The organism is Lysobacter sp. KACC 24251 (assembly GCF_057747755.1).
The window spans coordinates 1,747,978-1,761,589 of record NZ_CM173222.1 but is presented as its reverse complement, the minus strand read 5'-3'; the positions used below and the strand labels follow the sequence as shown (position 1 = coordinate 1,761,589).

The following is a 13,612-nucleotide window of genomic DNA, read 5'->3' as shown; positions in this document are numbered from 1 at the left end:
CGCTGTGTCACGGACGCCGCGCTAGAATTGGGCGCATGAATGACGCCCGCCTGGATTTTGACCGCTACGACCGTATCCGCCCGATCCGTTGGACGGGCGACGCCCTTGAGCTGCTGGACCAGCGCAAGCTGCCGTTCGTGGTCGAGTACGTCGCGTGCACCGACAGTGCCGGGGTTGCCGAGGCGATCCATGCGCTGACCGTACGTGGTGCGCCCGCCATTGGAATTGCGGCTGCGTGGGGCGTGGTGCTGGCAGCCCGGGAGGTCCAGGCCGACAGCGGCGCCGACGCCGCCGTGAAACTGGAACCTGCCATGCAGCAGCTCAACGCCGCGCGGCCCACCGCCGTAAACCTGGCGTGGGCGCTGGCACGCATGCGCAGCGCGTTGGCGGTCGCCGGCGCCGATTGGCGTGAGGTGCTGGCGCGGGAAGCCCAGGCCATCGCTGAAGAGGATCTCGCCGCGAACCGGCGCATGGGCGAGCTGGGTGCTGCGTTGATCGCGCCCGGCAGCGACGTCATGACCCACTGCAACACCGGTTCGCTTGCCACCGCGGGTTTCGGTACCGCCTTGGGCGTAATCCGCGCGGGCGTGGCACAGGGCCGCATCGCCAAGGTCTACGCCGGCGAGACCCGCCCGTGGCTGCAGGGTGCACGCCTGACGGCCTGGGAACTGCAGCAGGACGGCATCGCGCCGACGCTGGTCGCCGATGCCGCCGCCGCCCACCTGATGAAGACCGGCGCGGTGGACTGGGTCATTGTCGGTGCCGACCGGATCTGCGCGAATGGCGACACGGCCAACAAGATCGGCACCTATTCGCTTGCTATCGCCGCGCGCCACCACGGCGTGAAGTTCATGGTGGTCGCGCCGTCGTCCACCGTCGACATGGCCACGCCCACTGGCGATGCGATTCACATCGAGGAGCGTGATCCGGGCGAAATGTTTGCCATTGGCGGCGTGCGCACCGCGGCGCCGGATATTGCCGCCTGGAACCCGGTGTTCGACGTGACCCCGGCCTCGTTGATTGACGCGATCGTGACCGAGAAGGGCGTGATCGAGCAGCCTGACCTGGGGAAGATGCAGGCCGCATTCCGCGCCTGAGGGTCCATTCCGGAAAATCCCCACCGATTTCAGTGTAAGTATCTGTTTCTGCGTGGAAAATCCGCGTCAATCAGGGCGCTGGATGTGATAGGATTGAATGTCCTTTTCGCACGCCCTGAAATGGCTCTCGAAGCGACGCATTCCGGCCTGCCGGACGCGCCCGCACGTCGCCGTTGCCAGTGGCGCAGATCACCGCAGAACACGGAACCCTGATGGCCGAACTCGCCAAGGAAATCATCCCGGTAAACCTCGAAGACGAGATGCGCAGGAGCTACCTCGATTACGCGATGAGCGTGATCGTGGGCCGCGCACTCCCGGATGCCCGGGACGGTCTCAAGCCGGTGCACCGCCGCGTCCTGTACGCGATGAACGAGCTCGGCGCGCACAGCAACAAGCCGTACTACAAGTCGGCGCGTATCGTCGGTGACGTGATCGGTAAGTACCACCCGCACGGTGACACGGCGGTTTACGACACGCTGGTGCGCATGGCGCAGCCGTTCTCGCTGCGCTACATGCTGGTGGACGGCCAGGGTAACTTCGGCTCCATCGACGGCGACTCCGCCGCGGCCATGCGATATACCGAAGCGCGCATGTCGCGCCTCAGCCATGAGCTGATGGCTGACATCGACAAGGAAACCGTCGACTTCCAGCCCAACTACGACGAGAAGGAACTGGAGCCGACGGTCATGCCGACCCGGATCCCGAACCTGCTGGTCAACGGTTCGGCTGGCATCGCGGTGGGCATGGCCACCAACATCCCGCCGCACAACCTGTCGGAAGTGATCGACGCGACCATTGCGCTGATCGACAATCCGCTGATCGACGTCGACGGGCTGATGGAGTACATCCCCGGCCCCGATTTCCCGACCGCGGGCATCATCAACGGCACCGCCGGCATCATCGCCGGCTACCGCACCGGCCGTGGGCGGGTGCGCATGCGCGCCCGCGCCGAGATCGAGGTCAACGACAACGGCCGTGAGGCCATCGCGGTCACCGAGATCCCGTACCAGGTCAACAAGGCCCGCCTGATCGAGAAGATCGCGGAGCTGGTCAAGGAGAAGAAGCTCGAGGGCATCAGCGAGCTGCGCGACGAGTCCGACAAGGACGGCATGCGCATCTACATCGAGATCAAGCGCGGCGAGTCGGCGGAGGTCGTGCTCAACAACCTCTATCAGCAGACCCAGATGGAGTCGGTGTTCGGCATCAACATGGTCGCCATTGTCGACGGGCGTCCGAAGCTGCTGAACCTCAAGGAGCTGCTGGAGATCTTCGTGCGCCACCGGCGCGAGGTGGTGACCCGCCGCACCATCTTCGAGCTGCGCAAGGCTCGCCAGCGCGCGCATATCCTGGAAGGCCTGACCGTCGCGCTCGCCAACATCGACGAGATGATCGAGCTGATCAAGACCTCGGCCAACCCCAATGAGGCGCGCGAGCGCATGCTGGCGCGCACCTGGGAGCCGGGCCTGGTCGGCGCGCTGTTGGCCGCGGCTGGCGCTGAGGCCTCTCGCCCCGAGGACCTGCCGCAGGGCGTGGGCCTGGTCGACGGCCGCTACCAGCTGACCGAGGCGCAGGCCCAGCAGGTCCTGGAAATGCGCCTGCACCGCCTGACCGGACTGGAGCAGGACAAGCTCACCGAGGAATACAAGCTGTTGCTGGAGACCATCCGCGGCCTGATCGAGATCCTCGAGGATCCGAACGTCCTGCTGGAGGTGATCCGCACCGAGCTGCGCAACGTCAAGGAAGAGTTCGGCGACGCGCGTCGCAGCGAAATCCGCCAGAGCGAGGAAGACCTCGATATCCTGGACCTGATCGCGCCGGAAGACGTGGTCGTGACCCTGTCGCACGCGGGCTATGCGAAGCGTCAGCCGGTGACCACCTACCGTGCGCAGAAGCGCGGGGGCAAGGGTCGTAATGCCGCCTCGACCAAGGATGAGGATTTCATCGACCAGCTATGGCTGGTCAACACGCACGACACGCTGCTGACCTTCACCAGTGCCGGTCGCGTGTTCTGGCTGCCCGTGCACCAGTTGCCCGACGCCGGCCCGAATGCCCGGGGCCGTCCGATCATCAACTGGATCGCACTGGAAGCCGGCGAGAAGGTACAGGCCATGGTCCCGGTGCGCGAGTACGTAGAAGGCAAGTACGTCTTCTTCGCCACCCGCAACGGCACCGTCAAGAAGACGCCGCTCACCGAGTTCGCGTTCAAGCTGGCGCGCGGCAAGATCGCCATCAATCTCGACGAGGGCGATGCGCTGGTCAACGCCGAGCTGACTGACGGCAATCGGGACGTCATGCTGTTTGCCAGCAATGGCAAGGCCGTGCGCTTCAACGAGGAGGAGGTGCGCGCCATGGGTCGTACCGCCACCGGCGTGCGCGGCATGCGCCTGGCCGAGGGTGAAGGCGAGGGCGACGAAGCCACTGCCGGCGCCAAGGTGGTGAGCCTGATCGTGGTTGATGGCGAGGGCGATATCCTCACCGCGTCGCAGCACGGCTTCGGCAAGCGCACCCCGTTGGACGAATACCCGCGCAAGGGTCGCGGCATCCAGGGCGTGATCGCACTGAAGACCACGGAGCGCAACGGCGCGCTGGTCGGTGCGATCCAGCTCAGCGACCACCACGACGTGCTGCTGATCTCGGACGGTGGCACATTGGTCCGCACGCGGGCGGCCGAGATCTCGCAGGTGGGTCGCAATACGCAGGGCGTGACCCTGATGCGCCTTGGCGCGGGCGAGACATTGCAGGCCATCGAGCGCCTGGATGCTTCGCTGGACGACGATGAAGGCGTTGAGGGCGAAGGCAGCACCATCAGCGGCGGCGAAGCCGTGGTGGCCGAGGGCGACGGCGCCGCAGATGCCTGAGGGCCGAGGCGGGCCTGGATGAAATGAAAAGCCCCGGCGCGAGCCGGGGCTTTTTGCTTCGCGCCTCAACCTTTGCAGGAGGAGGCGCGGACATCATGCGGGCAGGTGCTCCAGCACGTACTCGGCAGACGAAACGTGAAACTCGCCTGGCGCCTCGACGTGCAACTGACGCACCACGCCATGGTCGGAGTAGAGCGCGAAGCGCTTGGAGCGGATGCCCATGCCGTAACCGGTGGCGTCCAGTTCCAGGCCGAGGGCGCGGGTGAACTCGCCATTGCCATCAGCCAGCAGGGTGAGGCCTTCGGGAACGTTCTGGCTCTTGCCCCACGCCTGCATCACGAAGGCGTCGTTGACGGCCATGCAGTAGACATCGATGCCACGGCTGCGGAACGCTTCGAAGTTCTCGACAAAGCCAGGCAGGTGACGCTCCGAGCAGGTGGGGGTGAATGCGCCCGGCACCGCGAACAGCACCGCCCGGCGGCCGTTGAAAAGCGTGGCGGTATCGACGATCTCGACACCATCGCGGATACGCTGCAGCGGGATCTCGGGCAGATGGTCGCCGACCTGGATGGTCATGGGTTGCTCCTGTGCGTGGGGGGCTTCAAACCACAGAGTATCCTCTGCACCGGGCACGAGGTCGATCACTTGAAATTGACGCACTCGCCGCCATGAGTGCAGGCTGGGCCAGCCTCGGAGGCTTGGCTGTTGGCGTTGGACAACCGGAGCGCTTTATGCAGTTCAAGGACTATTACCAGACGTTGGGAGTGGAGCCCACGGCCGGCGAGGCGGAGATCAAGACCGCCTATCGTCGCCTCGCGCGCAAGTACCACCCTGACGTGAGCAAGGAGTCCGACGCCGAGGACAGGTTCAAGGCGATCAACGAGGCCTACGAGGCGCTGCGCGATCCGCAGAAGCGCCAGGCCTACGACCAGTTGCGCGCGCGGGGCTACCGTCCGGGTGACGACATACAGCCCCCGCCGGGCGGCTTTGGTGGTGGCCCTGGCGGCGTCGACTTCGAGGAGATATTCGCCGGCGGTGGTGCCGGTGGTGGCTTCAGCGACTTCTTCGAGAGCCTGTTCGGGCGCGGGCGCGCGGGCGGCTTCGGCCAGGGCCCGGGCGGGGGCGCGGGTCGTGGTCCGGCGCCGCGGGGTGACACCCGCGCCAAGCTGGCCGTGTCGCTGGAAGCGGTCCATGAAGGCAGCAGTGTCCGCATCTCGGTCAACGGCAAGACCCTCGAAGTGCGCGTGCCCAAGGGCGTGCGCCCCGGGCAGGTGATCCGACTTGGCGGGCAGGGCACGCACGGCGATCTGCTGCTGGAGATCGAATACGCCGCACACCCCCAGTTCGAGGTGGACGGCCGCAACGTCATCCACATCCTGCCGATCGCGCCGTGGGAGGCCGCGCTGGGCGCCACGTTGAGCGTTCCGACCCTGGGTGGGCGCGTGGAGTTGAAGATTCCCGCAGGATCCGAGGCGGGTCGCAAGTTGCGCCTGCGTGGCCGGGGCCTGCCGGGTGATGCGAGTGGCCGACATCCTGCCGGTGACCAGATCGTGGAGCTGGAAGTGCTTGCGCCAAAGGCGCACACCGATTCGCAGCAGGCGGCCTATGCCAACCTGCGCGACGCATTCGGTAATGACTGGCGGCGGGCCTGAGGGCTCGCACGGAAGGCAGGGGCAGCATCGCCCCCGCCGGTTTATCGCGGCAACAGGTCCGCGATCACCGAGGACAGGTCGTCCTCGCTGAAGGGCTTGGTGATGTACGCCTTGGCGCCCTGGCGCATGCCCCAGACGCGGTCGGTGTCCTGGTCCTTGGTGGTCACCAGTACGACCGGAATGTGCTTGGTGGCTGCATCGCGGCAGATCGAACGCGTGGCCTGGAACCCGTTGAGGTTCGGCATCACCACGTCCATCAGGATGAGGTCGGGCAGCTCGCGCTTTGCAGCTTCGACGCCCGCGGCCCCATCTTCGGCCGTAAGCGCTTCATGCCCCAGTTTTTCCACGATGCGACGGATCCCCATCAGCTGCACCGGTGAATCGTCAACGACCAGGATACGCGCCATCAGCTCCCCCTTGTTACCGTCGATTGTAGCGGTGCGCGACGACACCGCAAGCATTGCTGAACGGGCAAGGCTCAGAACGTGACCAGCGTACGGCCGAATGAACCGCCCGCCAACATGGTCGGGAACACGCTGGGCAGGTCGGCCAGCGCGACTTCGCGGGTGCAGATTCGTTCGAGGTGGCGAGGCTTCCAGTCCGATGCCAGGTGCTGCCAGACGGCGTCGCGGATGTCGCGGGCGGTACCTGCGGACGCCACCCCCAGCAGCGAGACACCGCGGATGATGAAGGGCATGACCGTCGTGGGCAGTTCAGCGCTGGCGGCCAGGCCAGCGCTGGCCACGTTGCCGTAGGGCGTGGTCTGCGCAAGCAGGCTGGCGAGCATCGTTCCGCCCACATTGTCGAGCCCGCCGCCGAAACGCGCCGACTCCAGCGGGCGGGTGGTGGCAAGGGCATCCCGTCCCAGCACCCGGCTGGCACCAATGGCCTTCAGGTAATCCGCATGCTCCGGTTTGCCACTGATGGCATGCACCTCGAAGCCGGCTTGGCTGAAGATGTCGACCGCCAGCGATCCGACTCCGCCGGTGGCGCCGGTGACCGCAAGCGGGCCGAGCTCTGGCGACTGGCGGTTTTCCACCATGCGCAGCAGCGCCAACGCAGCGGTAAAGCCGGCGGTACCAAGGACCATGCTTTCGCGCAGGGCCAGGCCTTGCGGCAGGTGCACGGCCCAACGTGCCTCCAGGCGCGCGTATTCGCCATACCCGCCATCACGGGTCTCGCTGAGTCCGCACCCCGTGGTGAGGACCGCATCGCCTTCCTTGAACGCCGGGTCGGTGGAAGCCACCACATGGCCGGCGACGTCGATGCCGCCCACAAGGGGGAAGCGCCGCAGGATCTTGCCTTGGCCCGTGCCCGCCAAGGCATCCTTGAAGTTGATCGATGAGTACGCGGTCTTGATGACCACTTCGCCTGGGGCCAGGTCATCGAGCCCGATCTGGTCGATGCCGCTACGGTAGCCCGCGTCGTCGTTATGGATGCGGAATGCGGCGAAATGGCTGGGAATGGTCATGCGTGCGTCCGTGGAAGATGCGGGCCCGGTCGCTATTGTGACCGCGACGAATCGATCCCGCATCCCGGCGGGATGCGACCTTCGTCGATTCACGCCAGACAATCAGCTTTGCAGCGAGTGTGCGCATTGGGGGGCTGCAGCAGATCCGCCGCGCCGCGTCAGCGGAGTGCGGTCCGACGCTTCTCGTCCAGCCATTTGCTGGCCTGTGCGGGTTCGTAGCGGCGCATCCACTCGAGCATTCCCGGAATGTCGTCACCGTGCCACAGGTCGCGGCGCTGGTCGGCGTGCAGGAAGCGTTCTTCGACCATGCGGTCCATCATGGCAACGAGGGGGGCATAGAAGCCGTCCACGTCCAGGAACGCGCAGGGCTTGTCGCCGATGCCCAGCTGCCGCCAGGTCAGCATCTCGAACATCTCGTCCAGGGTGCCGAAGCCGCCGGGCAGGGCAATAAAGCCCTCGGACAGATCGAACATGCGCATCTTGCGCTCGTGCATGTTGGCCACGACCTCAAGGCGGGTCAAGCCCCTGTGCGCGACTTCCCAGCCCATCAACTGCTCGGGAATGATGCCGATGACTTCGCCACCGGCCTCCAGCGCCGCGTCGGCGACGATGCCCATCAACCCGACGTTGCCGCCGCCATAGACGAGCCTGATTCCATTGCGCGCAAGTTGCTGGCCCAGCGCGATTGCACGCTCGGTGTAGATGGGCCGGGCGCCAGGGTTGGAACCGCAATACACCGCAACGGACTTCATGTGTTGTCACCTCGTCTTCAAAGCAGAACGGCGCACCGTGGGGTGCGCCGTCCGTGACACTGCATTCAACGCCAGCCTGACTGGCGCCAGCCGAACCTTAGTTCGCCTTGTGGATGGCGCGCTTGTGCACCGCCATGGCCGCGTCATGCACGGCTTCCGACAGCGACGGATGCGCATGGCAGATGCGGGCCAAGTCGTCGGCCGAGCCGCTGAACTCCATGGTCAGCACGCCCTCGTGCACCAGTTCGGACACGTTGGCGCCCACGAGGTGCATGCCCAGCACGCGGTCGGTCTCGGCGTGGGCGATGACCTTCACGAAGCCGGCCGGCTCGGCCATGGCCACGGCGCGGCCCACGGCGGCGAACGGGAAGCTGCCAGCCTTGTAGGGAACGCCTTCGGCCTTGAGCTGCTCTTCGGTCTTGCCGACCCAGGCAATTTCCGGCTCGGTGTAGATCACCCACGGTATGGTGTCGAAGTTGACGTGACCGGGCAGGCCGGCGATCAGCTCGGCGACGGCGATACCTTCCTCGAAGCCCTTGTGCGCCAGCATCGGGCCGCGCACGCAGTCGCCCACCGCCCAGACGCCGTCAACGCCGGTGTGGCAGTGCTCGTCCACTTCGATCTGGCCGCGCTCGTTGACGCGAACGCCGGTGCCTTCGGCCAGAAGGCCCTTGGTGGCGGCGCGGCGGCCGACGGCGACCAGCAGCTTGTCGACCACGATGGTCTGCTCACCCGAGGCATCGGTGTAGGTGAGCTCGACTTCCTTCTTCTTGCCCTTGCCCTTGACCTCGGCCTTGGAGACCTTGGCGCCGAGCTTGATATCCAGGCCCTGCTTCTTGAACTCGCGGGCCGACACCTTGCCAACCTCGGCGTCCGCGGCGGACAGGAACCCCGGCAGCGCTTCCAGGATGGTGACCTTGGCGCCGAGGCGGTTCCACACGCTGCCCAGCTCCAGGCCGATCACGCCGGCGCCGATCACGCCCAGGCGCTCCGGCACCGCTTCGAAGTCCAGACCGCCCACGTTGTCGACGATGCACTCGCCGTCGAACTTGGCGAACGGCAGCTCGATGGAGTCCGAACCCGCGGCGATGACGACGTTGGTGCCCTTGAGCTCGACGACGCTGCCGTCATGCTGGGTGACCTTGACCACGTTGCCCGGCTGCAGCTGGCCGAAGCCGTAGAACGCGGCGACCTTGTTGGCCTTGAACAGCGCGGCGATACCGCCGGTGAACTGCTTCACGATGCCGTCCTTGCGGGCGACCATCTTTTTCACGTCGATCGCCGGCTTCTCGAAGCTGATGCCGTGCTGGTCGAAGAGGTGGCCCATGTTCCAGAACTGGCGCGAGCTGTCGAGCAGCGCCTTCGACGGGATGCAGCCCACGCGCAGGCAGGTGCCGCCGAGGGCAGGCTTGCCGTCCTTGCCGAGCGCGGCGTCGATGCACGCGGTCTTCAGGCCCAGTTGGGCGGCGCGGATGGCAGCGTGGTAACCGGCGGGGCCGCCGCCGATGACGACGACGTCGAAATTCTGTTGTTCGCTCATGGGGATCTCTGGTGTTCAGCCGTGCGCGCCGTGGCGCGTCCTTGAAGCTGTTGGCGGGGGCAGGGCAGGACCCTGTGTCCGGAAACGCGGACGGGAACCGTTGCCGGTTCCCGTCCCAGTGCGATCACATGCCCAGCAGCATGCGGTGCGGGTTCTCGAGCTGGTTCTTGATGTCGACCAGGAAGAGGACCGCGTCCTTGCCATCGATGATGCGGTGGTCGTAGGACAGCGCGATGTACATCATCGGCGCGGCGACGACCTGACCGTTCTCGACGATGGCGCGCTCCTTGATGGCATGCATGCCCAGGATGGCCGACTGCGGCGGGTTGACGATGGGGGTCGACATCAGCGAGCCGAAGGTGCCACCGTTGGTGATGGTGAAGGTGCCGCCCTGGAGGTCTTCCAGGCCGATCTTGCCGTCACGCGCCTTCTTGGCGTATTCGCCGATCTGCTTCTCGACGTCGGCGAAGCCCATGCGCTCGACGTTGCGCAGCACCGGGGTGACCAGGCCCTTGTCGGTGGACACGGCGATCGAGATGTCGGCATAGCCGTGGTAGACGATGTCGTTGCCGTCGACCGACGCATTGACAACCGGATACTTCTGCAACGCGTTGGCGGCAGCCTTGGCGAAGAAGCTCATGAAGCCGAGCTTGACGCCGTTGGCCTTCTCGAAGGCCTCGCCCAGTTCCTTGCGCATGGCCATGACCTTGCCCAGGTTGACCTCGTTGAACGAGGTCAGCATGGCGATCGATTCCTTCGACTGCATCAGGCGCTCGGCGATGCGGGCGCGCATGCGGGTCATCGGCACGCGCTCTTCCGGACGCGCACCACCGGCCGCGCCGACGCCGCCGGACTTGGCGTAGTTGACGATGTCTTCCTTGGTGACCATGCCGCGGCGACCGGTGCCCGCCACCTGCGAGGCATCGACGCCACTGGTAATGGCTTCAAAACGGGCGCCTGGCGGCAGGGCGGCGCCGGTGGTGACTGGGGCCGGGGTGGTGGACGCCGGAGCGGCGGCCGCGGCCTTGGCGGCCTCGGCCTTCGGCTGCACTTCCTGCGCGCCGGCGGCAGGCTGGGCAGCCGGAGCGGCCGCGGCCGCGGCGCCTTCCTCGACGACCGCGATCAGCTGCTGGCTGAGCACGGTGGCGCCTTCTTCGAACTTGATTTCCTTGATCACGCCATCGACCGGCGACGGCACTTCCAGCACGACCTTGTCGGTCTCGAGGTCGACGATGTTCTCGTCACGCTTGACGGCATCGCCCACCTTCTTGTGCCACGTGGCGATGGTGGCGTCGGAGACGGACTCGGGCAGGACCGGAACTTTGATCTCGGTGCTCATGGGGCGGGCATCCTGGCTTGCGTAAAGTTAGAAAGGGGGGAAGGGGTGAAGGTCACTCGTCGCCGGCTTCGCCGCGGAGCGAGTTGACCAGCGCGTCGGCGATCAGCTGGGTCTGTTCGCGCACGTGGTCGGCGAAGTGGCCGGCCGCCGGCGACGGCGAGCGGGCACGGCCGGCGTAGTGCAGCGACTGCTTCGGCGACAGGCAGGCGTTGAGGTGGTGGCGGATCTGGTACCACGCGCCCTGGTTCTGCGGTTCTTCCTGGCACCACACGACGTCGGTGGCGGCCGGGAAGCGCTTGAGCTCGGCGGTGAGCTGGGGGCGCGGGAACGGATACAACTGCTCCACGCGAACGAGGGCCACGGTGTCCAGGCCCTGCTTCTGCTGCTCTTCCAGCAGGTCGTAGTAAACCTTGCCCCCGCAGACCACGACGCGCTTGACCTTCTTCGGGTTGGCGTTGGCGTCCGGGATCAACTGCTGGAATTCGCCCTTCGCCAGTTCGTCCATCGAGGACACGGCCAGCTTGTGGCGCAGCAGCGACTTCGGCGTCATCACCACCAACGGCTTGCGGGTGGTCATGCGCATCTGGCGGCGGATCATGTGGTACGCCTGCGCCGGGGTGGTCGGCGTGCACACGATCATGTTGTTGAGCGCGCACAGCTGCAGGTAACGCTCCAGGCGCGCGGAGCTGTGCTCCGGTCCCTGGCCTTCGTAGCCGTGCGGCAGGAACAGCGCCAGGCCGCTCAGGCGACCCCACTTGGCCTCGCCCGAGGACAGGAACTGGTCCACGACCACCTGCGCGCCGTTGGCGAAGTCGCCGAACTGCGCTTCCCAGATGTCCAGGGTCATCGGATCGGCCGTGGAATAGCCGTACTCGAACGCCATCACCGCTTCCTCGCTCAGCAGCGAGTCGATGATGGTGACGTCCACCGGGTTCTTTACCAGGCGGCGCAGCGGCAGGATGTACTCGTCGCTGGTCTGTTCGTGCTGGATGGCGTGGCGGTGGAAGAACGTGCCCCGGCCGCAGTCCTGACCGACCAGACGCAGCTTGTAGCCTTCGTCCAGCAGGGTGGCGTAGGCGAGGTTCTCGGCGAAGCCCCAGTCGCCTAGCAGCTCGCCCGCCGTCATCTTGCGGCGGTCCTCGTAGATCTTGGCGACGCGCGGGTGCAGCTTGATGCTGTCCGGGACCGCGTTGATCTCGGTGGCGAGCTGGACCAGCTTCTTGCTGTCAAAGGTGGTGTCCACCGGGTCGGACAGCTTGCCGGTCAGGTACTTGGTCCAGTCGATGGTGAACTCGTCCGGCTTGACCTCCACCACCTCGGTGGTGACCACGCCGTCGTCCAGCTTCTGGCGATAGCCGTCGACCAGCGCCTGGGCCTCGTCGGCGGTGAGGGTGCCTTCCTCGACCAGGCGCGCGGCGTACAACTCGCGCGGGGTCTTGTGCTTGCGGATGACCTGGTACATCACCGGCTGGGTCGCGGCCGGCTCGTCGGCCTCGTTATGGCCGTGGCGGCGGTAGCACACCAGGTCGATGACCACGTCGCGGCCAAAGCGGTTGCGGAAGTCCAACGCCAGCTCGGCGCAGAACACCACCGCTTCCGGATCGTCGCCATTCACGTGCAGGATCGGCGCGCCGACCATCTTGGCCACGTCGGTGCAGTACAGGGTGGAGCGGGCGTCCTGCACGGCGCTGGTGGTGAAGCCCACCTGGTTGTTGATGACGATGTGCACCGTGCCGCCAACGGCGAAGCCGCGGGCCTGCGACATCTGGAACAGCTCCATCACCACGCCCTGGCCGGCAAATGCGGCGTCGCCGTGGATCAGGATCGGCAGCACCTGCTCGCGGCCCTTCTCGCCGCGACGGGTCTGGCGCGAACGCACCGAACCGACGACCACCGGGTCGACGATCTCCAGGTGCGACGGGTTGAACGCCAGCGCCAGATGCACCGGACCACCCGGCGTGGCGACGTCGGCGCTGAAGCCCATGTGGTACTTGACGTCGCCCTGGTGGGCGAGGTCGCTGTGCACGTGCTCGAACTTGCCTTCGAACTCGTCGAAGAGGTGGCGCGGCGGCTTGCCCAGCGTGTTGACCAGCAGGTTGAGGCGGCCGCGGTGGGCCATGCCGATGACCACGTCCTTGGCGCCATTCTGGCCAGCGCGACGGATGGTGGTGTCCATCAGCGGCACCAGGGCGTCGCCGCCTTCCAGCGAGAAGCGCTTCTGGCCGACGTACTTGGTGCCCAGGTAGCGCTCCAGGCCATCGGCGGCGGTGAGGCGCTCGAGGATGCGCTTCTTGTCGTCGGCGGTGCGGCCGTACTTGCCGCCAGCCTTTTCCAGGCGTTCGTAGATCCAGCGACGCTGTTCGGCGTCGGTGATGTGCATGAACTCCGCGCCGATGGGGCCGGTGTAGGTGGCCTTGAGCAGGGCCATCAGATCGCCCAGTTTCATGCGATCAAAGCCGCCCACGCCGCCGGTGCTGAACTCGGCCTTGAGGTCGCTCTCGGACAGGCGGTGGAAGGCCAGCCCAAGGTCCGGGGCTTCCGGCTTCTGCATCAGTCCCAGCGGGTCGATGTTGGCACCCAGATGGCCGCGCGAGCGGTAGGCGGTGATCAGGCGACCGACCTGGCGTTCGCGTTCATCACCTGCGCCCGCGGCGACCGTGACCTGGCCCTTGGCGGCGCGCTTGCCCGCGTCCACGATGCTTTCGATCGCGGCCGAGTGGGGCACGTCGCCCGCCTCACGGCCCTTGAAGCCGTCGAAATAGGTTTTCCACTTGGCCCCGACGCTGTCGGGGTCGACCAGGTACTGCTCGTACAGGTCTTCGATGAAGGCGGCGTTCGCGCCGAGCTGGGACGACTGGGAGAACTGCTTCAGGAGGCTGTCCACGATGGTGATCGCGAATCTC

General features: G+C 66.4%; 10 protein-coding genes. 3 read left to right on the top strand and 7 right to left on the bottom strand.

The window, feature by feature from the left end; all coding sequences use genetic code 11:
• Positions 1-35 precede the first annotated feature (35 nt).
• Together mtnA and gyrA are read left to right on the top strand one after the other, a co-directional pair.
• A complete protein-coding gene (gene mtnA / locus AC3ARF_RS08255) occupies positions 36-1,097 on the top strand; it encodes an S-methyl-5-thioribose-1-phosphate isomerase (RefSeq protein WP_498926909.1) in 1,062 nt (353 codons plus the stop codon).
• Positions 1,098-1,309: 212 nt separating this feature from the next.
• A complete protein-coding gene (gene gyrA / locus AC3ARF_RS08250; RefSeq protein ID WP_498926907.1) occupies positions 1,310-3,955 on the top strand; it encodes a DNA gyrase subunit A in 2,646 nt (881 codons plus the stop codon).
• 93 nt (positions 3,956-4,048) lie between these two features.
• On the opposite strand, the gene AC3ARF_RS08245 is transcribed toward gyrA, so the two are convergent.
• A complete protein-coding gene (locus AC3ARF_RS08245; RefSeq protein ID WP_498926905.1) occupies positions 4,049-4,531 on the bottom strand; it encodes a peroxiredoxin in 483 nt (160 codons plus the stop codon).
• Between the two features lie 155 nt (positions 4,532-4,686).
• Here AC3ARF_RS08245 and AC3ARF_RS08240 point away from each other — a divergent pair, with 155 nt between their 5' ends.
• Positions 4,687-5,607 (top strand): DnaJ C-terminal domain-containing protein, encoded by a 921-nt coding sequence (locus AC3ARF_RS08240; RefSeq protein WP_498926903.1) that lies wholly within the window; start codon positions 4,687-4,689, stop codon positions 5,605-5,607.
• Positions 5,608-5,648: 41 nt separating this feature from the next.
• Here AC3ARF_RS08240 and AC3ARF_RS08235 read toward each other — a convergent pair whose 3' ends face one another.
• From AC3ARF_RS08235 to AC3ARF_RS08210, 6 genes are all read right to left on the bottom strand, one after another.
• Complete coding sequence (locus tag AC3ARF_RS08235; RefSeq protein WP_498926902.1) at positions 5,649-6,014, bottom strand: response regulator; 366 nt, start codon at positions 6,012-6,014, stop codon at positions 5,649-5,651.
• 71 nt (positions 6,015-6,085) lie between these two features.
• Entirely contained in the window at positions 6,086-7,078 is a 993-nt protein-coding gene (locus AC3ARF_RS08230; protein ID WP_498926900.1) for a YhdH/YhfP family quinone oxidoreductase, read from the bottom strand.
• A 158-nt stretch (positions 7,079-7,236) separates the two neighbouring features.
• A complete protein-coding gene (locus AC3ARF_RS08225) occupies positions 7,237-7,830 on the bottom strand; it encodes an LOG family protein (protein ID WP_498926898.1) in 594 nt (197 codons plus the stop codon).
• Positions 7,831-7,927: 97 nt separating this feature from the next.
• Positions 7,928-9,370 carry a dihydrolipoyl dehydrogenase gene (lpdA, locus tag AC3ARF_RS08220; protein ID WP_498926896.1) on the bottom strand — a complete coding sequence of 481 codons (1,443 nt, stop codon included), beginning with the start codon at positions 9,368-9,370 and terminating at the stop codon, positions 7,928-7,930.
• Between the two features lie 124 nt (positions 9,371-9,494).
• Complete coding sequence (gene sucB, locus AC3ARF_RS08215) at positions 9,495-10,709, bottom strand: dihydrolipoyllysine-residue succinyltransferase (protein WP_498926894.1); 1,215 nt, start codon at positions 10,707-10,709, stop codon at positions 9,495-9,497.
• 52 nt (positions 10,710-10,761) lie between these two features.
• Complete coding sequence (locus AC3ARF_RS08210) at positions 10,762-13,593, bottom strand: 2-oxoglutarate dehydrogenase E1 component (protein ID WP_498926892.1); 2,832 nt, start codon at positions 13,591-13,593, stop codon at positions 10,762-10,764.
• Positions 13,594-13,612: the final 19 nt, after the last annotated feature.

Bases quoted from the DNA above. Each gene is read 5' to 3' on its own strand.
- AC3ARF_RS08230 (WP_498926900.1), bottom strand. From the start codon at position 7,078: ATGACCATTCCCAGCCATTTCGCCGCATTCCGCATCCATAACGACGAC.
- AC3ARF_RS08245 (WP_498926905.1), bottom strand. From the start codon at position 4,531: ATGACCATCCAGGTCGGCGACCATCTGCCCGAGATCCCGCTGCAGCGT.
- sucB (WP_498926894.1), bottom strand. From the start codon at position 10,709: ATGAGCACCGAGATCAAAGTTCCGGTCCTGCCCGAGTCCGTCTCCGAC.
- gyrA (WP_498926907.1), top strand. From the start codon at position 1,310: ATGGCCGAACTCGCCAAGGAAATCATCCCGGTAAACCTCGAAGACGAG.
- AC3ARF_RS08240 (WP_498926903.1), top strand. From the start codon at position 4,687: ATGCAGTTCAAGGACTATTACCAGACGTTGGGAGTGGAGCCCACGGCC.
- mtnA (WP_498926909.1), top strand. From the start codon at position 36: ATGAATGACGCCCGCCTGGATTTTGACCGCTACGACCGTATCCGCCCG.
- lpdA (WP_498926896.1), bottom strand. From the start codon at position 9,370: ATGAGCGAACAACAGAATTTCGACGTCGTCGTCATCGGCGGCGGCCCC.
- AC3ARF_RS08225 (WP_498926898.1), bottom strand. From the start codon at position 7,830: ATGAAGTCCGTTGCGGTGTATTGCGGTTCCAACCCTGGCGCCCGGCCC.
- AC3ARF_RS08235 (WP_498926902.1), bottom strand. From the start codon at position 6,014: ATGGCGCGTATCCTGGTCGTTGACGATTCACCGGTGCAGCTGATGGGG.